20 protein-coding genes are annotated in these 22,623 nt (G+C 68.9%); 9 read left to right on the top strand and 11 right to left on the bottom strand.

All coding sequences use genetic code 11. The features are described 5' to 3' along the window. The first annotated feature begins 2 nt into the window (after positions 1–2). Positions 3–1,598, top strand: a complete 1,596-nt coding sequence (locus tag G545_RS0112305) for a sensor histidine kinase (RefSeq protein ID WP_027070637.1) — start codon at positions 3–5, stop codon at positions 1,596–1,598. Between the two features lie 13 nt (positions 1,599–1,611). Here the strand turns inward: G545_RS0112305 and G545_RS15870 are convergent, their stop codons facing one another. Genes G545_RS15870 through G545_RS0112325 form a run of 4 tightly spaced genes read right to left on the bottom strand, consistent with a single transcriptional unit; the run spans position 1,612 to position 6,611 of the window. Continuing rightward, positions 1,612–1,815 (bottom strand): hypothetical protein, encoded by a 204-nt coding sequence (locus tag G545_RS15870; protein ID WP_052106686.1) that lies wholly within the window; start codon positions 1,813–1,815, stop codon positions 1,612–1,614. A 56-nt stretch (positions 1,816–1,871) separates the two neighbouring features. After that, the gene (locus G545_RS0112315) at positions 1,872–2,696 is read right to left on the bottom strand and encodes a hypothetical protein (RefSeq protein WP_027070638.1); all 825 of its coding nucleotides are present in this window, start codon (positions 2,694–2,696) and stop codon (positions 1,872–1,874) included. Next, complete coding sequence (locus G545_RS15080; RefSeq protein WP_052347332.1) at positions 2,677–3,498, bottom strand: glycoside hydrolase family 19 protein; 822 nt, start codon at positions 3,496–3,498, stop codon at positions 2,677–2,679. Before G545_RS15080 ends, G545_RS0112315 begins: the two co-directional genes overlap by 20 nt. Then, the gene (locus tag G545_RS0112325; protein ID WP_052106682.1) at positions 3,495–6,611 is read right to left on the bottom strand and encodes a type VI secretion system Vgr family protein; all 3,117 of its coding nucleotides are present in this window, start codon (positions 6,609–6,611) and stop codon (positions 3,495–3,497) included. Before G545_RS0112325 ends, G545_RS15080 begins: the two co-directional genes overlap by 4 nt. A gap of 142 nt (positions 6,612–6,753) precedes the next feature. Between G545_RS0112325 and G545_RS0112330 the strand changes: the two genes are divergently transcribed. From G545_RS0112330 to G545_RS14740, 3 genes are all read left to right on the top strand, one after another. Continuing rightward, positions 6,754–8,232 carry a sigma-54-dependent transcriptional regulator gene (locus G545_RS0112330; RefSeq protein ID WP_043711804.1) on the top strand — a complete coding sequence of 493 codons (1,479 nt, stop codon included), beginning with the start codon at positions 6,754–6,756 and terminating at the stop codon, positions 8,230–8,232. A gap of 98 nt (positions 8,233–8,330) precedes the next feature. Beyond that, a complete protein-coding gene (locus G545_RS0112335; protein WP_027070641.1) occupies positions 8,331–8,567 on the top strand; it encodes a CopG family transcriptional regulator in 237 nt (78 codons plus the stop codon). After that, positions 8,564–9,031 (top strand): PIN domain-containing protein, encoded by a 468-nt coding sequence (locus G545_RS14740; protein WP_052106680.1) that lies wholly within the window; start codon positions 8,564–8,566, stop codon positions 9,029–9,031. The genes G545_RS0112335 and G545_RS14740 overlap by 4 nt, the downstream gene beginning before the upstream one ends. 23 nt (positions 9,032–9,054) lie before the next feature. Here G545_RS14740 and G545_RS0112345 read toward each other — a convergent pair whose 3' ends face one another. From G545_RS0112345 to G545_RS15445, 5 genes are read right to left on the bottom strand one after another with little or no spacing between them, the layout of a single operon-like run. Continuing rightward, positions 9,055–11,199, bottom strand: a complete 2,145-nt coding sequence (locus G545_RS0112345) for a hypothetical protein (protein WP_154656594.1) — start codon at positions 11,197–11,199, stop codon at positions 9,055–9,057. Beyond that, entirely contained in the window at positions 11,181–11,885 is a 705-nt protein-coding gene (locus G545_RS0112350; protein WP_027070643.1) for a PilW family protein, read from the bottom strand. The genes G545_RS0112345 and G545_RS0112350 overlap by 19 nt, the downstream gene beginning before the upstream one ends. Further along, complete coding sequence (locus tag G545_RS0112355; protein ID WP_027070644.1) at positions 11,882–12,313, bottom strand: hypothetical protein; 432 nt, start codon at positions 12,311–12,313, stop codon at positions 11,882–11,884. The genes G545_RS0112350 and G545_RS0112355 overlap by 4 nt, the downstream gene beginning before the upstream one ends. Continuing rightward, positions 12,297–12,746 carry a prepilin-type N-terminal cleavage/methylation domain-containing protein gene (locus G545_RS15085; protein WP_027070645.1) on the bottom strand — a complete coding sequence of 150 codons (450 nt, stop codon included), beginning with the start codon at positions 12,744–12,746 and terminating at the stop codon, positions 12,297–12,299. The genes G545_RS0112355 and G545_RS15085 overlap by 17 nt, the downstream gene beginning before the upstream one ends. Beyond that, complete coding sequence (locus G545_RS15445) at positions 12,743–13,159, bottom strand: type IV pilin protein (protein ID WP_081677891.1); 417 nt, start codon at positions 13,157–13,159, stop codon at positions 12,743–12,745. The genes G545_RS15085 and G545_RS15445 overlap by 4 nt, the downstream gene beginning before the upstream one ends. 342 nt (positions 13,160–13,501) lie before the next feature. On the opposite strand from G545_RS15445, the gene G545_RS0112370 reads away from it, so the two are divergent. From G545_RS0112370 to coaE, 5 genes are all read left to right on the top strand, one after another. Then, complete coding sequence (locus G545_RS0112370) at positions 13,502–13,933, top strand: pilin (protein ID WP_027070646.1); 432 nt, start codon at positions 13,502–13,504, stop codon at positions 13,931–13,933. Positions 13,934–14,018: 85 nt separating this feature from the next. After that, positions 14,019–15,752, top strand: a complete 1,734-nt coding sequence (pilB, locus tag G545_RS0112375) for a type IV-A pilus assembly ATPase PilB (protein ID WP_027070647.1) — start codon at positions 14,019–14,021, stop codon at positions 15,750–15,752. 175 nt (positions 15,753–15,927) lie between these two features. Continuing rightward, entirely contained in the window at positions 15,928–17,187 is a 1,260-nt protein-coding gene (locus tag G545_RS0112380; protein WP_027070648.1) for a type II secretion system F family protein, read from the top strand. A gap of 9 nt (positions 17,188–17,196) precedes the next feature. Next, a complete protein-coding gene (locus G545_RS0112385) occupies positions 17,197–18,060 on the top strand; it encodes a prepilin peptidase (protein ID WP_027070649.1) in 864 nt (287 codons plus the stop codon). After that, complete coding sequence (gene coaE / locus G545_RS14755) at positions 18,057–18,707, top strand: dephospho-CoA kinase (RefSeq protein ID WP_052106835.1); 651 nt, start codon at positions 18,057–18,059, stop codon at positions 18,705–18,707. The genes G545_RS0112385 and coaE overlap by 4 nt, the downstream gene beginning before the upstream one ends. Before the next feature lie 41 nt (positions 18,708–18,748). Here the strand turns inward: coaE and G545_RS0112395 are convergent, their stop codons facing one another. Beyond that, entirely contained in the window at positions 18,749–19,774 is a 1,026-nt protein-coding gene (locus G545_RS0112395) for a Nudix family hydrolase (protein ID WP_052347333.1), read from the bottom strand. Between the two features lie 65 nt (positions 19,775–19,839). After that, the gene (gene secA / locus G545_RS0112400; protein ID WP_027070651.1) at positions 19,840–22,617 is read right to left on the bottom strand and encodes a preprotein translocase subunit SecA; all 2,778 of its coding nucleotides are present in this window, start codon (positions 22,615–22,617) and stop codon (positions 19,840–19,842) included. Positions 22,618–22,623: the final 6 nt, after the last annotated feature.

The following is a 22,623-nucleotide window of genomic DNA, read 5'->3' on the forward strand; positions in this document are numbered from 1 at the left end:
GCTTGCCTACCATCACTGCCAGGGTCAACCGGGGGGCCGAACACGCCCTTCGCCGCGAGCTGTACTTCTACAGCCTGTACCGGCTGCTGGAAGCGTCCATCCTGGTCCTGGTGGTCTTCGGGCCGGTCGCCGAGCTGCTGGGCCCGGCGCGCCACCCGGTGGCGGCCGCCACCGTCGCGCTGACCTTCGCGATCCTGTCGGTGCTGCTGTTCGCCCTGCACCGGCGCGGCGAGCTGCACGTCCACGCCCTGCTGGGCGTCGCCTGCGACCTGGTCTTCGGCATCGCCGCCATCCACGCCCTGCCGGCGGCCGGTACCGGCATCGCGCTGATGCTGCTGTTCAACGTCGGCTCGGCCGCGCTGCTGCTGCCGGCCCGCTGGGCGGCCGCGGTCGCCGTCTCCGCCGCGGCCGGCCTGATCGGCGAACACGCCTGGAGCATCGGCTTCGACGGCAGCACCCGCCACCACGCCGAACCGGTGATGTTCGCCCTCGCCTACCTGGCCTTGGCGACACTCACCAGCGTGCTGGGCCGGCAGATGCGCGAGAGCTACTACCTCGCCCACCACCATGGCGAACAGGCGGCCCACCTGGTCGAGGTCAACGACCTGATCATCCGCCGGCTGCGTACAGGCGTGCTGCTGGTGGACGGCAACAACCAGGTCGGCCTGGCCAACGAGGCGGCCGGCGCCCTGCTGGGCGAGAAGGTCGACGGGGAGCGTGACCTGGCCCGCGCCCTGCCCGAACTGGCGCGCCGCCTGGCGCTGTGGCGCGAGACCGGGCAGGCCGACGAGACCCCGATGCGGATCGCCGCCGACGCCCCCGAAGTCGTGCCCCGCTTTACCCGCCTGCTGGCCGGCAGCGACCAGACCCTGGTGTTCCTGGACGACACCTCGGTGGTCTCGCGCAAGGCCGAGTCGATGACCCTGGCCACGCTGGGCCGCTTCTCCGCCAGCCTCGCCCACGAGATCCGCAACCCGCTGGCGGCAATCAACTACGCCGTCCAGCTGATGGAGGAGTCCGAGGACATCAAGCCCGCCGACCGCCGCCTGCTGGAGATCATCCACCAGCAGGGCAAGCGCATGGACGGCATCGTCGAGAACGTGCTGGGCCTGGCCCGGCGCGAACCCGCCAAGCCCGAATACGTCGAACTGGCCGCGTTCGCCCGCCGTTTCATCGACGAATACCGCAGCGCCCACCCGCTGGAAAACGACGAACTGCGCACCACCTCCAGCGAACCCCGCGCGCCCGCCCTGGTCGACCCGCGCCAGCTGCACCAGATCCTGGTCATCCTGGTGCACAACGCCCTGACCTACGGCCGCATGCCCGGCGAACCCGCCCGCGTGACCCTGCACATCCACCGCGACACCCGCGGCGCCCCGATGCTCGACGTCCGCGACCGCGGCCCGGGCATCCCCGAAGGCACGGCGCGGCAGCTGTTCACCCCGTTCTTCACCACGTCCGGCCATGGCACGGGGCTGGGGCTGTACATCGCCCGGGAGTTGTCGCGGGCGAACCAGGCGACACTGGACTATGTGTCGCTGCCGGGGGGTGGGAGTTGTTTCCGGTTGCGGTTGGCGCCTGGGCGGGGTGGGCGGTAACCCGCGCCTCCGCTCAGAGGTGGCACTCCGGCGCTTCGGCGTGGTGCCCCGACTCCAAACGCGCCATCCAGGCATCCGCCTCGGCTGCGGTCAGGTGCAAGCCGGTGCGCTGGTAGTCGTCCCAGGCTTCGCGGGCGGCGGCGCGCAAAGCGGCGAGACGCTGCCGGCGCTCGTCTGGTTCGCGGCTGGATTCGCAGCTGGTTGTCTTCATCGCCATGGCCCGCCAAGTGTGATGTGTTGCTACCAGTATCGCTGGATGAGCGCTACGTATTGTCAGTTCTCCAGGCTGCTGCACTGCCGCCGAGCTGCCGCCTGCATGTCTCCCAGTTCCGAGGCAGCGGCCCAGCCCGTGTCACCGGTTGCGGCCTCCACAAGCACCCACTCGCCGGCACTCCCGTCTGTACGAGCGACATCGAGGACGCGAAGCGATCCCTCCATGATTCTCCCTGCCTGGGAACCAGGGGCGTCGGCAACTTCCACGGGATCGTCCACGTTGAGGTGCGCCTCGCCGCATCCCGGCAGACCGAGGAACACGACCATGCTGGTGGGCGCATCGTCATCGGAACGCTGCTCGAAGCGGCTGAAATCCGGGCTGAGGGGCTCCTGCCGGCGTACCCATTCAATGCCCCCCTGATCGGCTGGCACGTACTCCGTGGCGCGCGAATATGGCCCGTCGCGATCCACGGTGATCAGCGTCCCGCGCTCGTCCAGCGCGGGGTTGCAGAACAGATCGTCGTGCCGCACGTATCCACCCGCTCGCGACCACCAGAGTTCATAGCAACTCCCAGATCTTGACGGGAACAGTTCCACGAACAGCTCCATTGCCCCGTCGCGGGTGATGTCAGCGGCCAGCACGTGGGTGTCGGTGAAGTCCAGGCTCGAGAGCGCGGTCACCTCCCCGTCTTCGACCAGCTCGACAACCCCGTCCCGAACTCTCAGGTTGGCGACGCGGTCCGGTGACAGCCTGATTGCCGCGCCGGGTTCGTGGCGGGAGAGCGCCTCCGGTAGGTCACCCTGGCCCCCGCTGCTATCGGCGGCTGGGGCCGAGCACGCGAGAAGCAGCAGGAAAAGGAACGGGCTAAATCGCATCACGCCCACCCAATTGGTTCCTCCAGTACCGCGGCCCATTACGGGTCCGGCTCAAAGCGCTGTCCTCAAACCTGTACTGCTCGAAGACAGCCTCCTGATGAACTTCGCAGGCTGACACGCGCAGCGACCTCGCCAGACTCTGTAGATGCTGCTTTCGCTGATGGTGGTGGTTGAAGCCGCCGTTTACGCCCATGGTGATCCAGATGAAATCGTTGGATCTGGCACGTGGCGACAGGTCGCCCCATGCGGAACCGTGGCGCCAGAACCAACAGGCGGAATCAACTGCCACCTGCAACTCGGATGCGACCAACTCAGGCGTGGCGACGTAGTCGACACCAGCATGCCGCGAGTATTTCCGGTAATTGTGATCATGGGTCAGCTGGATCAGCCCCCTTCCGTGGTACTCGACACCGCCGCTATAACGCTGCCACTTGGACGGATAACTACCGTCCCTGTTCCGGTACTCCGCTGTCGTTCTGAGGCTATCCGACTCCACCGCGACCTGTGCAAGGAAGTGCGCCTTGTCGATGCAGTCGTGGATTCCGTACTGCTCCATCGAACCGTTCAGGCAGACAAGGAACTGCTCCCAGGGCGTACCGGCCAGACCGTGCGGAGATGCAGCAAACAGATCGCCTGTTCCAATACCCGCGAGCCCTGACTTGAGCTCTTCGAGCGTGATGTCCCGCTCGCACGCACATTGCGACCCCAGCGACAAGGTCAGTTCGTTCCCCCGAGCCCCCGGAACCAGGGTGAACATGGCGGTCCAGCGACCATCCTCGCTTTGTCGAGCGCTCAGGATCCGGGTCGTCATTCCATGCGCTCCTTGCCCGTGATCCGAATAGCCACGGACTCGGGCGACAAGCCCCTTTGTAGAGGCACCCGCCCCGCTTCGTCCGTCACACCGGATATCAGCGCTCCGTCAGCACGTTCGAGCTCATACCGGTAGCCTGCGGCCGGCGTCCCATCCTGCAGTCTCACGCACACATTCCGCTCAAACCGCGCCTCCGGCCACGAGTTCATCTCCCTACTCAACTGCGCAGGCCCCACGAACTCCTTCTTCTGCGCATGCACGCGGATCTCGCCGGGGCAGGCGATGCGGATGTTGCCGTCTTCGATGGTGATGCTTGCGCCGCCGCTGGTGGCGAGGTGGAGGGCCTTGGAGGCGGTGAGGTCGACTTGGGCGGTGGTGCTGGTTAGTTGGAGGGTGTCCCTGGCTTGGAGTTTGAGGTCGTCGGTTTGGGCCTCGAGGTGCAGGCTGTCTTGGGCTGCTACGAGGGATAGTGCGTCGGGGTTGGGGGGGCCCTCACCCCGGCCCTCTCCCGCAAGCGGGAGAGGGGGAAAAGCGGCGGAGCGGGAGGGCACGCTTCCGGCATTGGCGAGCCAGCCGATTGCCTGGGCGGTGTGGATCCGGAGGTGGCCGGCTACGGCGGCGTTGCTGGCGGCGCCGCTGGAGAGGGTGAGGGTTTCGCCGGTGGTCCAGTGCAGGGACTGGCCGGCGACGAAGCCGATACCGGCGGGGGCGGACAGGGCCAGCAGGGCGTCGGCGGTGTGGGGGACGCGGTTCGCGCCCGGGGCGGGGCTGCGTTCGGCTGCGGAGGCGACGGCGGCGTCGAAGCTGGTGCCGTCGACGGTGCTGCGGGCGCTGGCATCGAGCGCCTGCAGCGGCGCGGCCGAAGGCCTGACCGTGAGGTGGGTGCCTGCGATGTCGGAGTACGCCTGCGCCAGCGTCGCCACCTGGCGCAGCAGGGCGTTGACGGGGACGTGGTCGCCGGCGGGTTCGTCGGGGCTGGCCGCCCAAGCGCTGATCCACACGCCGCGGGCGCCGCGGATCGCGCCCCACTGGTCGGTCCGCAGCTCGAAGCCTTCGCCCCGGAAGCTGCCGCGGTAGTTATCGGCCTGGTGCACCAGGTGCCCGAGGTTGAGTTCGCTGTGACCGTGGGTGGTCGCCAGCTGAAGGCGGAGCTGGCCGTCGGTGTCGTCGAAGACAAGCCGGTTGTGCCCCTCCCCGCAGATTTCCTTGCTCTTGAAGCCCGACAGCGCGCCCGCGTTGCGGTGGCCTTCCGCGTCCGGGCTCATGCCGTGCCAGGCGGGGGCGTTGCCACCGGACAGGTTGCCCTGCGCGCTCGGCCGGTGGTCCCCGGCTTCCGCGAACAGGCCATCGGCGACCGGGTCACCCTGGCGACCACCCAGCGTCGGCGCGACGCCGCCCTCGCCGCGCCCGTTGTAAAGGCTGCCGACGACGATCGGGCGGTCGATGTCCCCTTCCAGGAAGCCGACCAGGACCTCCTGGCCCACCCGCGGCAGGAACTGGCTCCCCACGCCCGGCCCCGCGTAGCGCTGCGACACGCGAAGCCAGCAGCTGTCGTTCGCGGGTCCGCTGCCGTCCTGGAAGTGGAACCGGACGCGCACGCGCCCCATCGCATCGGCGTGGATCTCGCCGCCGTCCCCGCCGCCGACCACGATGGCGGTCTGGTAGCCGGGCGCGGTTGGCCGGGGGTTGAGCCGCAGGCCCGTTTCGTCGGCGAGTACCGGTCGCCATGGGCGCGTACGGGGGATCGCAGTGAAGGCGTTGGCGTAGCCGACGGCCTGGGCGGCGCGTTCCAGCTCATCGTCATCCCGGCGCGAGGCGCCCCATGCGCCGTCATCCGCGCGGGAGGAACCCCATGCGCCGTCATCCCCGCGCACGCGGGGATCCAGGCCAGGGTCGCTGGATTCCCCTGTGCGCGGGAATGACGGGCCCAGCAGTGCTTCCACGCCGTCGCGCACCACGTCGGGGAGGTTGTTGATGCCGAAGTGGCGGACCGAAAGGAGGAGGAGTTCGGGGGAGTCGGTGGATCCCCGCGTGCGCGGGGATGACGGCGTCGAGGGGGATGACGGGATCCGGGATGACGGCGCCGCGACCCGGAACCACTCCCCGGCGCGGAAGCTGCGCACGGTGCCCCGCCCCCTCCACTCGTGGCGGGACGCCTCCGCCGCCTCCGCCATCAGGCCGGCATAGCGGGCGCCCTCCGTCTGGGTGGCAAAAGCGTACGGTCCGGCGAAGTCATAGGCCTCCAGCCGGTGGCCCTCCCCGCCCGCCTCCAGTGCCGCCGAGGCGCTGAGCACCTGGTGGCGGTAGTCGTCGGTGAGCACGGTGAGCTGGCCGGGGCCAAGCGATTCGCGCTGGCCGAGGATCTGGATGGCGTCGCCGCGCTCGGCTCCGTCGTACCGGTGCAGGCGCAGCGCACCGTTTGCCGGGCAAGACGGATCCTGGGACCCGGCGGCACTGTCGGAAAACACCACCATCTGGTGTCCGGATTCGCCGCCATCGTCCCCCGGCACCTCCTCGAGCCGCCAACCCAGGCCCTCCTCGGCCAGCAGCCGGGCGATGAAATCCGCATCGCTCTCGCGGTACTGCACGCAATAACTGCGCGGCCGCGCCGGCGCCGGCAGGCCCTCGCCGGCGAGGAACGGCCCGACCTCGTCCGCCACCTGCCAGCGCGCGAGCGGCGCGTAGCCGGCCAGCACCTCCGCCACGATCTCCAGCACCGTCATGTCCTCGAACACGCGGCTGTGGCGGCCCTGCCCCAGCAGCCAGGTCCACGGGACCAGGCAAAGTCGGTAGCGCGCCAGGCCTCCATCTCCGCCCAGGCACGCGGCCTCGCGCACCAGGCCGCTGCGCGGCAGGCGGCCGCCGTCGGCCATGCGGGTCCACAGGGTGGCGCGGCGCCCGATCATCGGATCCAGCGGCAGGTGGGCGTTGGTGGACAGCACGTCCACCCACCACTCGAACCCGCTGGAGAGCGCCTCGTGGCCCTGCCAGCGCTCGACCACCAGCTCGGTGGGGCAGTCCTGCAGGTCCAGGGCGTACAGGCGCGTGGCGCCGGTGAACCGCGAAAGCGCCGCCAGCGCCTCGCGGGCAACAGTGACTCCGCTGTTGATCATGCGTCTCTCCGTAGACGCGCTAAAGCTTAGCCGACGCCTGCCGATACGCAATCGGATGGGGCCGGAAGGGGCATTCTGCGTCAGAAACTGCCTGCGCCCGTCTTCACGATGCGTTAATATCCCGCAACGCCCGGAGGATCGGATGGAAACCCGTAGTGCATTGGTGGTCGACGACGAACGCGACATCCGCGAACTGCTCGTCCTGACCCTCGGCCGCATGGGCCTGCGATGTGACACCGCTTCCAGCCTCGCGGAGGCGCGGGCGCAGCTGGCCGGCAACCGCTACGAGCTGTGCCTGACCGACATGCGCCTGCCCGACGGTTCGGGCATCGAGTTGGTGTCGGAGATCACCCGCAACCACCCCAACACCCCGGTGGCCATGATCACGGCCTTCGGCAACGTCGACGTCGCCGTGGAGGCGCTCAAGGCCGGCGCCTTCGACTTCGTGTCCAAGCCGGTCGAGCTGTCGGCGCTGCGCGACCTGGTGCGCCACGCCCTCGACCTGGGCAAGGCCGGCGACAAGGAAGTGCGCGTGACCGGCCCGGTCGCGACCCGCCTGTACGGGAACTCCCCGGCCATGACCAACCTGCGCGAGACCATCGCCAAGGTCGCCCGCAGCCAGGCTCCGGTCTACATCGCCGGCGAGTCCGGCGTGGGCAAGGAGCTGGTCGCCCGCACCATCCACGCCGAGGGCGGCCGCGCGGCCGGCCCGTTCGTGCCGGTCAACTGCGGCGCCATCCCGACCGAGCTGATGGAGAGCGAGTTCTTCGGCCACAAGAAGGGCAGCTTCACTGGCGCCCATGCCGACAAGGCCGGCCTGTTCCAGGCCGCGGACGGCGGCACGCTGTTCCTGGACGAGGTCGCCGAGCTGCCGCTGTCCATGCAGGTCAAGCTGCTGCGCGCCATCCAGGAAAAGTCGGTCCGCCCGGTCGGCGCCAATGCCGAGGTGCCGGTGGACGTGCGCATCCTGTCGGCCACCCACAAGAACCTGTCGCAGCTGGTCACCGAGGGCCGCTTCCGCCAGGACCTGTACTACCGCATCAACGTCATCGAGCTGCGCGTGCCGCCGCTGCGCGAGCGCACCGGGGACCTGTCCGGCCTGTCGGAGGCGATCCTCGAGCGCCTTGCCGGCGAGCTGGGCCGCCCCGCGCCGATCCTCTCGGACGAGGCCGTCGACGCCCTGCGCGATTACCCGTTCCCGGGCAACGTGCGCGAGCTGGAGAACATCCTCGAGCGCGCCATGGCCCTGGCCGACGGCGACGTGCTGAGCGCTTCCGACCTGTGCCTCCCGCAGAACAATGCCCCGGTCCCGGGCGCTCCCTCGCCGGCCCCGGCGCCGTCGCCGCTCCCGCCCGCCTCGGGCAGCGAGCCGTACGCGGCCGCCCCCGGTGCCGCCCCGCATCCGCACGCCGCCGCGGCCGCCCAGGGCATCGACCCACGCACCCTGGACCCGCGCGACACTGCGACCAGCGCCCTGCCCTCGTACATCGAGGAGATCGAGCGGGCCGCCATCGAGCACGCCCTGCGCGAGAACCGCTACAACAAGACCAAGACCGCCGCGGCGCTGGGGATCACGTTCCGGGCGCTGCGGTACAAGCTGAAGAAGCTGGGGATTGATTAAGAGCGGGGAACGGGGAACCGGGAACGGGAGTACGCGGTCAGCTGACCGATCCGGGGCTGTGGTACGGTGCGGGAACACATACGCACCAACGCACCAGCATGAGTCGCCTGACTATCACTCTGTCCGACGAGCGCTATCGCGCCTTGAAGGAAGCCTCCGCACAGCGTGGAAAGACGATCGGCCAGCTGATCGACGAGAGCCTGGAGTTTTACGGGATCAAGTCGCACGACGACGCCCGCGCACTGGTCCGGCGTGCGCGCCGTGGCGCGGCGCTTGCGCCGGAAGAAGCACTCGCGCTCGCTGTCGAAGAGGTACGCGGGGCGCGTCGCGAATGACCGGACCCGTGATCGTCGACACCAACATCGTGGTGGCGGGACTCCTGGCCTCCCGCGATGACGCGCCGGTCGCGTGGATCCTGGACGGCATGCTCGGTGCCAGCTTCCCGTTCGTGGTTTCCGAGGCGCTACTGGCCGAGTACCGGGACGTGCTGGACCGGCCGCGGCTCTGTCGTGCGCATGGGCTGGCACCCCGGGAACGCGAGATCGTGCTGACCCGCATCGCCTGCAACGCCATCGTGCTGGAACCCCATCCCGCAGCACCTGCTCCCGATCCCGGCGACCAGCACCTGTGGGAACTGCTGACTGCGCGCGAGGACCTGCGCCTTGTCACGGGAGACCTGCAGCTCCTTTCGGCGGAGGAGACGTCCGGCCGCGTGTGGAGCGCGGAGCAATTCGTCGCGGAGGCACGCGGCGGCCGGCGCGGATACCCGGTGCAGGAGCAGTCCGCGCAATACGCGTGATGCCGCGTACACGATCCGCGCAGCTACAAATACCGCGACCACTGCACCGTAGCCGTATTGCCCTCCACCGGCTCACCTAGCTCGGGCTCCGGCTCGCAATCGACCATGCATGGAATCGGCGCGCTGGGGTCGTAGTCGTCCGACCCGCTGCCCAGATCCATGGTCGTCGAGCCGCCCATCCGGATCTCGTCGCTCGCGCCGGCGCGCTGTGCGGCGCTGACGATGCGGCCGTTGAGGGTGGTGCTGCCGCCGGTGCGGAGCAGGTTGCCGGCCATCACCGCGCCGTCGGCGCGGGTGGAGGCGCCCAGGTCGATGTCGCCGCCTACGAAGCCGCCGCCCGGTGCCAGTCCGCCGGCCAGGTAGGCGATGTTGCCGAGCGGCTCGCCGGTCATCGTGCCGTCCTCGATGTTGCACAGGTTCGCCGGCACCAGCTCGGCGAAGTGGCTGTACACCCCCATCCGAGTTCCGGCCGGGGCCGCATTGCGGCAGGTCGTGGCGTACCCCGCGTAGTTGGGGGACACGGTGCGGTGGCTGCCGGAGGTGTTGAGGTTGCCGGTGGCCAGGAAGGTGTTGACGTAGGTGCCGTTGCCCACCTGCAGGTCGCCGTCGAACCACGCCACGCCGCGCGCCATGCTGGTCCCGTCGACGGTCCACTTGCCCCGGTCATAGGTAAAGCAGGCGTTGTACTCCGAGAAGCCTTGGCAGATCGTCGCCACCGGCCGCTGGCACACCCCGTTGCGCAGGTCGCCGGGGCGGCACAGCCAGTCCTTGCGGCCGTCCTGGCGCTCGCCGAGCACGTAGGTGCCATCCGGGATCCCGGCCACCTGCGACACTTGCACCTGGATCCGGTTGCCGACGTACTCGAACACGTAGTTGGCCGCCGCGCGCAGCGGGTACACGTCGATGCGGTAGCCGGGCATCTGCACCTCGGGCACTTCCGGGATGGAGACCGGGACCACCGGCTCCACGGTGTCGCGGGGCCGCACCGTCCCGGCCGAGAACGACCCCGTCAGCGTCAGTCCGCCGCGCGCGGCCACGGTGTCGAAGCGGCCCCAGCCCTCCCCGCGCACCTGCCCGTTGGCGTGCGCCAGGCCGGCACCGGCCGCGGTCGCGGTGATGTTGCCGCGCGAGCGCAGCGTCGGTGCCGCCCCGCTCTTGCCCCCGTTGTAGCGGATGTTGCCGTTGGCGTGGATGGTGCCTGCACGGCCGCCGGAGCCCGACCAGTCCACGTCGGCCTCGGTGGCGATGGAGGTAATGTTCACCCCGCCGGCGCTGACCCTGACCCCACCCCGCGATTCCACTACCGAGCCGTTGCCGCCGGCGAAAAGCACCCGCCCGTTGGCCCGCACCGTCATCGGGCTTGATCCGCCGCGGATGGTCACGTCGCCGCGGCTGCGGATCTCGCCGACGCCGGAGCTGCCCGTGAGCTCGACATTGCCGTTGGCGTGCACCGCCCCGACCTGGATGTTGCTGCCGATGGACACGTCGCCGGTGGCACGCAGGGTGTCGATGCCGGTGATTGAGGCACTGTCGAGCCGCGCGTTGCCGTTGACGTTGATCACCGCGTTGTCCGGGCCGCGGAACTGGATGCTGCCGGTCAGGTCCAGGTTGCGGTGGATGTCCATCGCGTGGATCACGCCGCCGCCACCCGACGGCGGCGGGGTGGTCCCGCTGCCATCGCCTGGGACGACCCGGTAGACCACTTCCACCAGCGAGGTCGACTGCGCCGGCGTACCGCGCGCGGCCATTCCCGACACCTGGGCCGTGACCCGGTAGTACGGCCCCACCATGCCGCTTCCCGGCACCTCCACCACCTCGGTGATGCGGGCAGTGATGCCCATGTCGCCGCCGATCGCCAGCGGTGCGCCCTCGCGACCCCAGTCGGCGATGACGTCGCCGTCCACCGCCTCCAGGTAGCGCCGCACGAGCTGCACCCCACGCCACGCGGTGGCCTGCGCCGGCGCCGTGGAGTGCACGGCCAGTTGGCGCTCCTGCGCCCCGCTGAGCACGTGGTAGCTGCCGAACGCCGCGGCCGTCACCACCAGCCCGAGCATGACGACGATAAGGAGCGTGGCTACGCCGCGGTCCCGTCCCTTGAACCTGCTCCCGTCATTCCCGCGCACGCGGGAATCCAGCGCCCTCACGACCTTCATAAGCTCGGCAAGCACATGGTGAACAACTCCCCCCGCCCGATCCGCAACTGCACCGCCGGGTGCTCCGCCAGCTCCCGCGACGGCCCATAGGTAGAGCACGCACTGGCCGCCACCCGCTGGAACCGCGCGCCCGCCAGCCCGAAGCCGCCCACTTCGTCCGGCCGTCCCGGATCGAAGGCGATCTCCGACGCCAGCAACCGCGGCGGCGGCTGTCCGGCCTGCCCCCAGGGCAAGCCAGGCTGGTCGGCGCTGTTGCACTCTACTGGCGGCAGGAAATACAGCCCACCCGCGCCCGGATCCGACGCGCCCGCCGGCGCCACCACCGCGCCGCCGCCGGACCCTGCGCCCGCGGCGGCCGGATCCGCCAGCACCAGCCCCGCGCACTGCAGGCGCAGGTCATCGAGCACCGGCCGGAACCGCCACACCACCCGCTGGCCGTCCGGGGCGACCCACAGGCTGCTGCCCGGCGTCCCCGGCTCGATGCCGAAGCCGGCCTGCTGCATCTCCATCTGCGCCGCCATCGCAGCCGAGGCGACCTGGCCGTCGCGCTGGGCCAGCCGCGTGGTATCGCGGGACACCGCGACCATGCCCTGGTACAGCGCCAGCATTGCGGCGACGGTCAGCAGCGACAGCGCCATGCCGACCATCAGGCCGACCAGGGTTTCCCCCGCAATCCCGGCAGGGCGCGCGACCGGCTTCATTGCAGCGTCCCCACCACCAGCGCGGGGCCGTCGTCGCGACCGGCCCCGAGGTGCTCGGCCGCCACCCGCAACACCACGGCGCGCGGCGCTTCCACCGACAAGGTGCCGGCGCCGGGCGCCGCGATCGCCACCACCGACGGAGCGGACTGGCACTCCACCTCAATCGGCACCTGGCGGCCGGCGATGTCCACCGTGTGCCCACCCGGCGCATCGCAAAGGCCCTCGCCCTGGGTGCGCAGCAGCCGGCGCATCTCGACCATCGCCAGGGTCTCGGCGCGCAGGTCCGCCTGGCGCGCAGCCAGTTGCCCGCCCACGTGCAGCATCCCGGCGCCCAGCAGGCCGGTAAGCAGCACCCCGACCAGCGCCTCCATCAGCACGCCGCCACGTTCGCGCCGCCAGCGCGTCGCCGGGTCAGAGCAGCTCGACATCGGCCGGTGCCCTCCGTTCCCCCGAATGCACGCGCACCCGCGGCGCCCAGGTGCAGTCCGGCGCGGTGGCCGGATCCGGGCGCAGGCCGCGGCTGTCGAAGGCAACGCAGGCGAATGGCACCCCGCCGTCATCCCGCAGCGCCACGCCGGAATGCAGGTCCGCCTGCCAGCTGACCTCACCGTTGGCGACCCGCACCACCTGCAACGTGTTGCCGCGCAGGCGCACGAGCGCCGCCGCCTGCCCCGCCGCGCGCCCGTCCGGGTTGCGGATCGCCAGCGCCCGCGCCCGGCCGAGCGCCTCCTCGAGCTCCCCGCGCGCCTCGGCCTGCCGCGCCCCCGCCGCCCATGTGGCCGCGGCCGGCAGCGCAAGCGCGGCGAGGACGGCGATCACCGCCACCGTCACCATCAGCTCGACCAGCGTGAAGCCCCTCACCAGCCCACCTCCCCCGCCGCATCGCAGGCGGGCGTGGACTCGCGCACGTTGCCGGTGCGCAGGACCAGCTCGCAGCCACTGAGCTTGCCGCCGCCCTGCCAGGTGGCCGTGACCGCGAACCCGCCGCCCGGCAGCGGGCGGTAGTCGAAGGCGAAGTCGCCGGGCTCCGAGCCGGGGCTCCAGCCGGGGAACTGCGCGGTACCCGCTGCTGTCGGGTAGGACAAGGTGCGCTGGCGGTGGTTCTCGACGTTGGCGACCAGCGCCGCCAGGTCGCCCTGGGCCAGCCGGACCTTGGAGCGCAGGACATGGTTGGAGTACGACGGCCAAGCGAGGGCCGCCAGGATCGCGACGACCGCGACGGCGATCATCAACTCGATCAACGTGAAGCCCAGGAGGCGCAGCCAACGTCCCATGGCGCACATGCTAGGAACGCGCGGCACAGCGCGCCGTGAACCCCCGGACCCGCGGTCCGCGCACGCACGGCACACCCGGAGTCAGGCCTTCCCCTACCCCGCCCCGACACATCGCGTCAGGTTCCAACCCGGAACTGACGCTTTTGGTCACCCCGCTCCGCGACGGGGCACAGACCGACCGTGACGGGCCACCCAGTTCAGCCTCCCGGCCCCCGACGCAGCAGGGTTGGCACGCCTCATGCGTAGCCCTACATGCACGTGCTTTACGTGCAACGCCGCCCGAGGACCGGAACGCCGGCACGAAGGGCACGTGAGAACCAACCACTCCTAGGGGATTTACAAATGAAGAAGTCGATGCAGAAGGGTTTCACCCTGATCGAGCTGATGATCGTTGTGGCGATCATTGCGATTTTGGCGGCTATTGCGCTGCCGGCATATCAGGACTACGTGGCTCGCTCGCAGGTTTCCGAAGGCGCGAGCCTTGCCGCCGGTGCCAAGACCGGCGTTGCTGAAGAGTACGCGAATACCGGCGATTTCACCGGTATCGACAATACCGCCGCTGGATTGGACGCCGCTGCGAACATTAATGGAAAGTACGTTACCCAGGTGGAAGTGGAAGACGGGGTTATTACGGTGACGTACGGCAATGACGCGAGCGCGAAGATCGCGGCCGCCACGCTCGTATATGAACCCACTGACCAGGGTGGCTCGATCAGCTGGCAGTGCGACAACAGCACGCTCGATGCCAAGTACCTGCCGAGCGCTTGCCGCTAAGCGATCAGCAAGTCAGAACGAACCCCGCCGCCGGCGGGGTTCGTTTTTTGTACCATCGATAGCCTAGGCTATCCACATCCAACATGTGGCAGACATCGTGACAGTCAATCTCGTCGGCATTACGGGTATCGCACGCCGCTTGGTTCAGGATGGGGCCTTGGACGAACCCAAGGCGCGTGCCGCATTAGCTGCGGCAGCCTCGGAGAAGGTTCCAGTAGCGTCATACCTTCTTGATCAACGTCTGGTCAGCCCCGCTGCCATGGCAGCCGCGAACTCAGTGGAGTTCGGCATACCGCTGTTCGATCCGTCTTCAATGGACCCGGACCAGGCCGCCGTCCGCTTGGTGAAGGAAGAGCTGCTGCGAAAGCACTGCGTGCTGCCGCTTTACAAGCGTGGCAACCGTCTCTTCGTCGCGACCTCCGAGCCAACTGACACCCGTGCGCTGGACGAGATCAAGTTCCAGACGAACCTGCGCACCGATCCTGTCCTGGTCGACACGGAAACCATCAGGCGGCTGATTGAGCGATGGCTGGAGAACGCCGATGCGATGGATGACGCCTTCGGCGAGGACGACGACGGCCTGGAGAATCTGGACGTAGGCGGCCCCGATGAAGTTGAGGGTGATAATCAAGGCGCAGTCGACACCAGTTCGGACGATGCACCGGTCGTCAAGTTCGTCAACAAGGTCTTGGTGGACGCCATCCGCAAGGGGGCGTCCGACATCCATTTTGAGCCCTACGAGGACGAGTACCGGGTCCGCCTGCGCATCGACGGCATCCTCAAACGCACCGTCCGCATGCCGGTGAAGATGCAAAGTCGCATCTCCGCACGCCTCAAGGTAATGGCGCAGCTTGACATCGCCGAAAAACGTGTCCCGCAGGACGGACGCATCAAGCTCAACCTGAGCAAGACCCGGCAGGTTGACTTCCGCGTCAGCACGCTGCCGACCCTATTCGGCGAAAAGATTGTCCTGCGTATCCTTGACAGCAGCGCGGCCAAGCTGGGGATCGAGAAACTGGGTTACGAGCCCGATCAGCAGCAGCTCTATCTAGACGCGATCGCCAAACCCTACGGTATGGTGCTCGTAACTGGCCCGACTGGCTCGGGCAAGACGGTCTCGCTGTACACAGCGCTCAATATCCTCAACGACGAGACCCGCAACATCTCGACCGTCGAGGATCCGGTGGAAATCCGTGTCCCCGGCATCAACCAGGTGCAAATGAACGTCAAGCGTGGCATGACCTTCGCCGCCGCGCTACGTAGCTTCCTGCGTCAGGACCCGGACGTGATCATGGTCGGCGAGATCCGCGACCTTGAAACGGCGGAAATCGGCATCAAGGCGGCCCAGACCGGCCACATGGTGTTGTCGACGCTTCATACGAACGACGCCCCGCAAACAATCGCCCGCCTGATGAACATGGGCGTAGCACCATACAACATCACCTCCTCGGTGACCCTCGTCGTTGCCCAGCGATTGGCCCGTCGGCTGCACAGTTGCAAGAAGCAGGTCGAACTGCCTGAGCACGCGTTGCTGGCGGAAGGCTTCACTGCCGAGGAGATCTCCGAACCAGACTTCCGGATCTATGAGCCGAGGGGTTGCGAGGAGTGCACCGAGGGCTACAAAGGCCGCGTCGGCATTTACCAGGTAATGCCCATGAGTGACGAGATTCAGGAAATCGTCCTGGCGGGCGGCAACGCCATGGCGATTGGGGAGGCGGCCGAGCGTGCAGGTGTCCGGGATCTCCGCCAATCCGCCCTGTGGAAGGTGAAGCAGGGTGTCACCAGCCTGGCCGAGATCAACCGGGTCACCAAGGACTGAGTCGGCGCGCAGGTGTGACGCAGGTTCTACCGCGCCCCTACGGGGCAGGATATGCTGTGACGCGGCATGTCCGGGCAGAGGGCCCGGCCGCCGGTGCCCATGCAGGCGGGGAACTTGCCAGGCACCGTGGGCGCACCGCCGTGCGCCGCGCCACATGACCCAGGGGACCTGAGCGATGTCCGTGACCCGATCTGCTGCCAAGCCTGCGACGCCGTTGCGTCGTGCCGAAGCGATGACCATGTTCGTCTGGGAGGGCACCGACAAGCGCGGTGTCGTTATGAAGGGCGAGCAGCCGGCCAAGAACGCCAATTTCGTGCGCGCCGAGCTGCGCAAGCAGGGCATCACGCCGAAGGTCGTCAAGGTCAAGCCCAAGCCGCTGTTCGGAAGCTCTGGCCGGCGCGTCACCCCGCTGGATATCGCGGTATTCAGCCGTCAGATCGCCACCATGATGAAGGCCGGCGTCCCGATCGTCGCTGCGCTAGAGATCATCGGCAGTGGCAACAAGAACCCCAAGATGCAGACGCTGGTCAACACTGTCCGTGCTGACGTGGAGAGTGGCCTGTCGTTGAGCGAGGCGATCGGCAAACACCCGGTCCAGTTCGATGAGCTGTACCGCAACCTGGTTCGGGCCGGCGAATCCGCCGGCGTGCTGGAGACGGTGCTCGACACCGTGGCCACCTACAAGGAGAACCTTGAGGCCCTGAAGGGCAAGATCAAGAAGGCGATGTTCTACCCCGCGATGGTGGTCGCTGTGGCGCTGATCGTCAGTTCCATCTTGCTGATCTTCGTGGTGCCGCAGTTCGAGTCGGTGTTCCAGGGCTTCGGCGCTGATCTGCCCGCCTTCACCCAGATGATCATCGGCCTGAGTGATTTCATGGTGGCTTGGTGGTGGCTGATCTTCGGAGCGCTCGCGATCGGAATTGTGGCGTTGATTGCCTTCTACAAGCGCTCGCCAGCGTTCCAGCACACCCTGGACAAAGTTGTGCTGAAGGTCCCCGTGATCGGACAGATCATGCACAACTCCTCGCTTGCGCGCTTCTCACGCACGCTGGCGGTCACCTTCAAGGCCGGCGTTCCGCTCGTCGAGGCACTAGACACAGTCGCCGGTGCAACAGGCAATACCGTGTACGAGCAGGCGGTGCTCCGCATCCGCGACGACGTCTCGGTGGGCCACTCCGTCAACGTCGCCATGAAGCAGACCGACCTCTTCCCACACATGGTCACGCAGATGACGGCAATTGGCGAAGAGGCCGGCGCACTAGACACCATGCTGTTCAAGGTCGCCGAGTTCTACGAGCAGGAGGTGAACAACGCCGTCGACGCGCTGTCCAGCCTGCTGGAACCCTTGATCATGGTGTTCCTCGGCGTGGTCGTCGGCGGCATGGTCGTCGCGATGTACCTGCCGATCTTCAAGCTCGGCGCAGTGGTCGGCTAAGCTTCCCCGATGGCATTCCTCGACGAGAACCCCGGCCTCGGCTACCCGCTGGCCGCCGGCCTGGGGCTGCTGGTGGGCAGCTTCCTGAACGTGGTCATCCTGCGCTTGCCGCGGCGGATGGAGTGGGAGTGGAAGCGCGAGGCGCGCGAGATCCTGGAGCAGCCGGACGAGTACGATCCGCCGCCGCCGGGCATCGTGGTCGAGCGCTCGCACTGCCCGCACTGCAAGCACCAGTTGCGCTGGTACGAGAACATCCCGGTGTTCAGCTGGCTGGCGCTGCGCGGCAAGTGCCGCAACTGCGGGGCGCCGATCTCGGCGCAGTACCCGGCCGTCGAGCTGCTGACCATGCTCGCCTTCCTGGCCTGCGTGTGGCAGTACGGCTTCGGTTGGCAGGGCTTTGGCGCGCTGGTATTCACCGGCTTCCTGATCTCCTTGGCCGGCATCGACCTGCGCACGCAGCTGTTGCCCGACCAGCTCACGCTGCCGCTGATGTGGCTCGGGCTGATCGCCGCGGTGGACAACCTCTACATGCCCGCCAAGCCGGCGCTGATCGGCGCGGTGGTGGGCTACCTGAGCCTGTGGATCGTGTGGTGGGTGTTCAAGCAGCTCACCGGCAAGGAGGGCATGGGCCACGGCGACTTCAAGCTGCTGGCCGCCATCGGCGCCTGGTGCGGGCTGGCCGGCATCCTGCCGACGATCCTGCTGTCCTCGCTGGTCGGCGCGATCATCGGCTCGGTGTGGCTGGCGATGAAGGGCAAGGACCGCGCCACGCCCATCCCCTTCGGTCCCTACTTGGCCGTGGCCGGGTGGATCGTGTTCATGTGGGGGGAGGACCTGGTGGGGTGGTATATGCGGGTGTCGGGGCTGGCTTGAGGTACACCGTCGCCCTCACCGGCGGCGTCGCCTCCGGCAAGTCCACGGTCGCCCGCCTGTTCAAGGACCTGGGGATCTACGTTGCCGATGCTGACATCGCCTCGCGGGAGGTGATCGCCCCCGGCTCCGCGGGTCTCGCGGAGGTGGTGGCTGCGTTCGGTAGCGGGGTGCTCGACCAGTCCGGCGCCCTGGACCGCGCCGCGATGCGCAAGCGGGTCTTCGGTGACCCCGCGGCCCGCAGGCAGCTGGAGTCGATCATCCACCCGCGCGTGCGGACGTGGCTGCAGGACGCCGCCGCAACGGCGCCTGGCCCGTATGTGCTCGTCGACATCCCGTTGCTGGCCGAGGGCGGCGGGCGCACCGCCTACCCTTGGCTGGACCGCATCCTGGTAGTCGACGTGCCCGTGGAGGTACAGCGCTCCCGCGTGATGCAACGCGACGGCGTGGACGCCGCCCTGGCCGACTCGATGATCGCCGCCCAGGCAACCCGCGATGACCGCCTGGCGATCGCCGACGACGTGCTGGTCAACGATGGCGCCATCGAAGCCCTCACGCCCCACGTAGAGGCCCTCGACCGTCTCTACCGCACCCTGGCGGCTTCAGCCGCAGGTCTCCCGTCCCCTCTCCCGCTCGCGGGAGAGGGCTAGGGTGAGGGCCCGCCCATACCGCGCACTAGAGCGCCACACCATCACCCGGGCCAGAACCCCCTGATCCCCGCCACCCCCTGCGCCCCATGCCGCCGCGCCACTTCATGATCCCCCGCCCCCAGCCCGCCAATCGCGAACAGCGGCAGGTCCACCTCCTCGCGTAGCCGCGCGAACCCGTCCCACCCGATCGGCTCCTGCCCGGGATGGCTCGGGGTTGCCGCCACATGGCCCACGACTGCGAAGTCGCAGCCCAGCGCGCGCGCCGCGTGCAGTTCCTCCACCGTATGGCAGGACGCCGCCAGCGGCCGCGGCAGGTCCACGGCGCCGCCCGGCTCCCCGGCCTCGGCCGCCGCCGCGAGCAGCTGCCGCGCGGGAAGGTGCAGGCCGAGCCCGTGCCGCGCCGCAAACGCGGCATCACCATTCACCAGTGCCCGGGCGCCCCACTGCTCGCACAGCGCCGCTGCGCGTGCCACCAGGCCTTCCCAGCGCGCCGTGTCGAGTCCCGGCGCTCGCAGCTGCACCAGCCGCACGCCGCCCTCCAGCGCCCGTGCAAGCGCGCCCAGCCATGCGTCGTCATCCTCGCCCGGGGTTGGGGTGACGAGGTACCGGTCGGGATGGTCGAGCGCGGCGACCACGGGCCGGTCGGCCGGCGGCATCTCGTAGCTGCGCAGCTTCTGCGGCGGCACCCAGACCAGGGCCTGTCCTTCGCGGCCGCGGGGGTGGCCGGACCAGCGGGGGATGTCGCGCACGTCCAGGGTCAGGCGCTTGTCGGGGTAGCGCTGGGGGACGTTGATCAGGCGCTCGCCGATGGCCTCGATGCGGATGCCGAGTTCCTCGTCGATCTCGCGGACGAGGGCCTGCTCCGGGGTCTCGCCGGGCTCGCGCTTGCCGCCGGGGAATTCCCAGCGGCCGGCCAGGTCACGGCCTTCGGTGCGGCGGGTGAGGAGGATGCGGCCGCGGGTGTCGCGGAGGACGGCGGCGACCACTTCTATGCTGCGCAGGCCGTCTGCCCCTCTCCCGCTTGCGGGAGAGGGGTTGGGGTGAGGGGGCTCTTGCGTTGGCTTCATGGGATGGAAAAGCTGCCCTCATCCGCCCTTCGGGCACCTTCTCCCGCTAGCGGGAGAAGGGAACCTCAGAGCTGCCCATGGCAGTGCTTGTACTTCTTCCCGCTGCCGCACGGGCAAGGTTCGTTGCGGCCCACGTTGGCGAACTGTGGGTCCTGGCCGGGGCCGCCGCCGATGCGCTGGGGCTGGCCGGCTACGGCCGCGGCGGCGAAGGCGCCGCCGCCGGCGCGGATCTGCTCGGCTTCCTCGTCGGCGCCGTAGCCGCCGGCGCCGGCGTGCTGGAACTGCATGCGGCGGGCGCGGGCCTCGGCCTCGGCGCGCTCGGCGGCCTCCATGCGGGCGACCTCTTCCTCGTCGCGGATGCGCACGCGCGACAGCAGCACGATCACGTCGCGCTTGACCTTCTCCAGCAGCTCGGAGAACAGCTCGAAGGCCTCGCGCTTGTACTCCTGCTTGGGCTGCTTCTGGGCATAGCCGCGCAGGTGGATGCCCTGGCGCAGGAAGTCCATGCGGGCCAGGTGCTCCTTCCAGTTCTGGTCCAGCACGTTGAGCATGATGTGGCGCTCGAGCATGCGCATGGTCTCGCTGCCGATGCTCTGCTCGCGGGCCTCGACGTGCGCGGCGATGGCCTGCTCGACCTTCTCGGCCACGCCCTCGGCATCGACGTTCTCCTCGCGCAGGTCCTTGAGCTCGATCTGCAGGCCGAAGTCCTCGGCCAGGGTGCGCTCCAGGCCCTCCAGGTCCCACTGGTCGTCCATGGACTCGGGCGGGACGAAGCGGTGGATGGTCTCGGCGACCACGTCGGCGCGGATCGAGTCGATGGTCTCCTTGACGTCCACCGCCTCCAGCAGCTCGTTGCGCTGGGCGTAGATGACCTTGCGCTGGTCGTTGTTGACGTCGTCGAAGTCCAGCAGGTTCTTGCGGATGTCGAAGTTGTGGGCCTCGACCTTGCGCTGGGCGTTGGCGATCTGCTTGGTCACCATCGCGCTTTCGATGATGTCGTCTTCCTTCAGGCCCATGCGCTCCATCACCTTCTGCACCCAGTCGGCGGCGAAGATGCGCATCAGGTTGTCTTCCAGCGACAGGTAGAAGCGGGACGAGCCCGGGTCGCCCTGGCGGCCGGCGCGGCCGCGCAGCTGGTTGTCGATGCGGCGGGACTCGTGGCGCTCGGTGCCGATGATGTGCAGGCCGCCGGCGGCGATGACCTGGTCGTGGCGCTGCTTCCACTCGGCCTTCAGGCGGGCCAGGGTGGCCTCGTCGACCGGCTGGCCGGTCTCCTTCTCGATCTGCTCGGCCTCGTTCTCCCACGAGCCGCCCAGCACGATGTCGGTGCCGCGGCCGGCCATGTTGGTGGCGATGGTGATCGCACCGGGACGGCCGGCCTGGGCCACGATGGTCGCCTCGCGCTCGTGCTGCTTGGCGTTGAGCACCTCGTGCGGGATGCCCTGCTTCTTGAGCTCGTTGCTCAGCAGCTCGGACACCTCGATCGAGGTCGTGCCCACCAGCACCGGCTGGCCGCGCTCATGGGCTTCCTTGAGCTCGCGCGCGACCGCTCGGTACTTGCCGGCGCGGTTGAGGAACACCGCGTCGGGATGGTCGACGCGCTTGATCGGCCGGTTGGTCGGGATGACCACGACCTCCAGCCCGTAGATGCTGTGGAACTCGAACGCCTCGGTGTCCGCCGTGCCGGTCATGCCGGCCAGCTTGTCGTACATGCGGAACAGGTTCTGGAAGGTGATCGAGGCCAGCGTCTGGTTCTCGCGCTGGACCGGGACCCCTTCCTTGGCCTCCACCGCCTGGTGCAGGCCGTCCGACCAGCGGCGGCCCGGCAGGGTGCGGCCGGTGAACTCGTCGACGATCACCACCTCGCCGTCGCGGACGATGTAGTCCACGTCACGCTGGTAGATGGCGTGCGCGCGCAGGCCGGCGTTGAGGTGGTGGACCACGCTCAGGTGGCGCGGGTCGTACAGCTCCTCGTCCTCGCCGAGGATCCCGGCCTCGCGCAGCAGGCGCTCGGCGTTCTCCTGGCCCTGCTCGGACAGGTGCACCTGCTTGGACTTTTCGTCCACCCAGTAGTCGCCCTCGCCGTCCTCGGTCTCCTGGCGCTTGAGCGCGGGGACGATGCGGTTGACCTTGATGTACAGGTCCGGCGACTCGTCGGTCGGGCCGGAGATGATCAGCGGGGTGCGGGCCTCGTCGATCAGGATCGAGTCGACCTCGTCGACGATCGCGTAGCGCAGCTCGCGCTGGTTCCGGTCCTCCTTCGACAGCGCCATGTTGTCGCGCAGGTAGTCGAAGCCGAACTCGTTGTTGGTGCCGTAGGTGATGTCGGCGGCGTAGGCGGCCTTCTTGTCGCCGTGCGGCATGCCCGGGTAGACCACGCCCACGCTCAGGCCCAGCCAGTTGTAAAGCTTGCCCATCCACGCCGAGTCGCGGCGGGCCAGGTAGTCGTTGACGGTGACCACGTGCACGCCGCGGCCTTCCAGGGCGTTGAGGTAGACCGGCAGGGTACCGACCAGGGTCTTGCCCTCGCCGGTGCGCATCTCGGCGATCTTGCCCAGGTGCAGCACCATGCCGCCGACCAGCTGCACGTCGTAGTGGCGCATGCCCAGCACGCGGCGGCTGGCTTCACGGCAGACCGCGAAGGCCTCGGGCAGGATCTTGTCCAGTGCCTCGCCGTTGGCGATGCGCTCGCGGAACTCCGGGGTCTTGGCCTGCAGCTCCGCGTCGCTGAGCTTCTCCATCTCCGGCTCGAGCGCGTTGATGCGGTCGACCGAACGTTGCAGCTGGCGCAGCAGGCGCTCGTTGCGGCTGCCGAAGATGCGGGTGAACAGGTTGTTGAGCATTGGGGT

Source organism: Lysobacter defluvii IMMIB APB-9 = DSM 18482 (assembly GCF_000423325.1).
Classification (GTDB): domain Bacteria; phylum Pseudomonadota; class Gammaproteobacteria; order Xanthomonadales; family Xanthomonadaceae; genus Novilysobacter; species Novilysobacter defluvii.

Coding starts and splice junctions, on each gene's coding strand:
- G545_RS15870 (WP_052106686.1), bottom strand. CDS start 1,815: ATGGCGATGAAGACAACCAGCTGCGAATCCAGCCGCGAACCAGACGAG.
- G545_RS15080 (WP_052347332.1), bottom strand. CDS start 3,498: ATGACGACCCGGATCCTGAGCGCTCGACAAAGCGAGGATGGTCGCTGG.
- G545_RS0112325 (WP_052106682.1), bottom strand. CDS start 6,611: ATGATCAACAGCGGAGTCACTGTTGCCCGCGAGGCGCTGGCGGCGCTT.
- G545_RS0112330 (WP_043711804.1), top strand. CDS start 6,754: ATGGAAACCCGTAGTGCATTGGTGGTCGACGACGAACGCGACATCCGC.
- G545_RS0112335 (WP_027070641.1), top strand. CDS start 8,331: ATGAGTCGCCTGACTATCACTCTGTCCGACGAGCGCTATCGCGCCTTG.
- G545_RS14740 (WP_052106680.1), top strand. CDS start 8,564: ATGACCGGACCCGTGATCGTCGACACCAACATCGTGGTGGCGGGACTC.
- G545_RS0112350 (WP_027070643.1), bottom strand. CDS start 11,885: ATGAAGCCGGTCGCGCGCCCTGCCGGGATTGCGGGGGAAACCCTGGTC.
- G545_RS0112355 (WP_027070644.1), bottom strand. CDS start 12,313: ATGTCGAGCTGCTCTGACCCGGCGACGCGCTGGCGGCGCGAACGTGGC.
- G545_RS15445 (WP_081677891.1), bottom strand. CDS start 13,159: ATGGGACGTTGGCTGCGCCTCCTGGGCTTCACGTTGATCGAGTTGATG.
- G545_RS0112370 (WP_027070646.1), top strand. CDS start 13,502: ATGAAGAAGTCGATGCAGAAGGGTTTCACCCTGATCGAGCTGATGATC.
- G545_RS0112380 (WP_027070648.1), top strand. CDS start 15,928: ATGTCCGTGACCCGATCTGCTGCCAAGCCTGCGACGCCGTTGCGTCGT.
- G545_RS0112385 (WP_027070649.1), top strand. CDS start 17,197: ATGGCATTCCTCGACGAGAACCCCGGCCTCGGCTACCCGCTGGCCGCC.
- G545_RS0112395 (WP_052347333.1), bottom strand. CDS start 19,774: ATGAAGCCAACGCAAGAGCCCCCTCACCCCAACCCCTCTCCCGCAAGC.
- secA (WP_027070651.1), bottom strand. CDS start 22,617: ATGCTCAACAACCTGTTCACCCGCATCTTCGGCAGCCGCAACGAGCGC.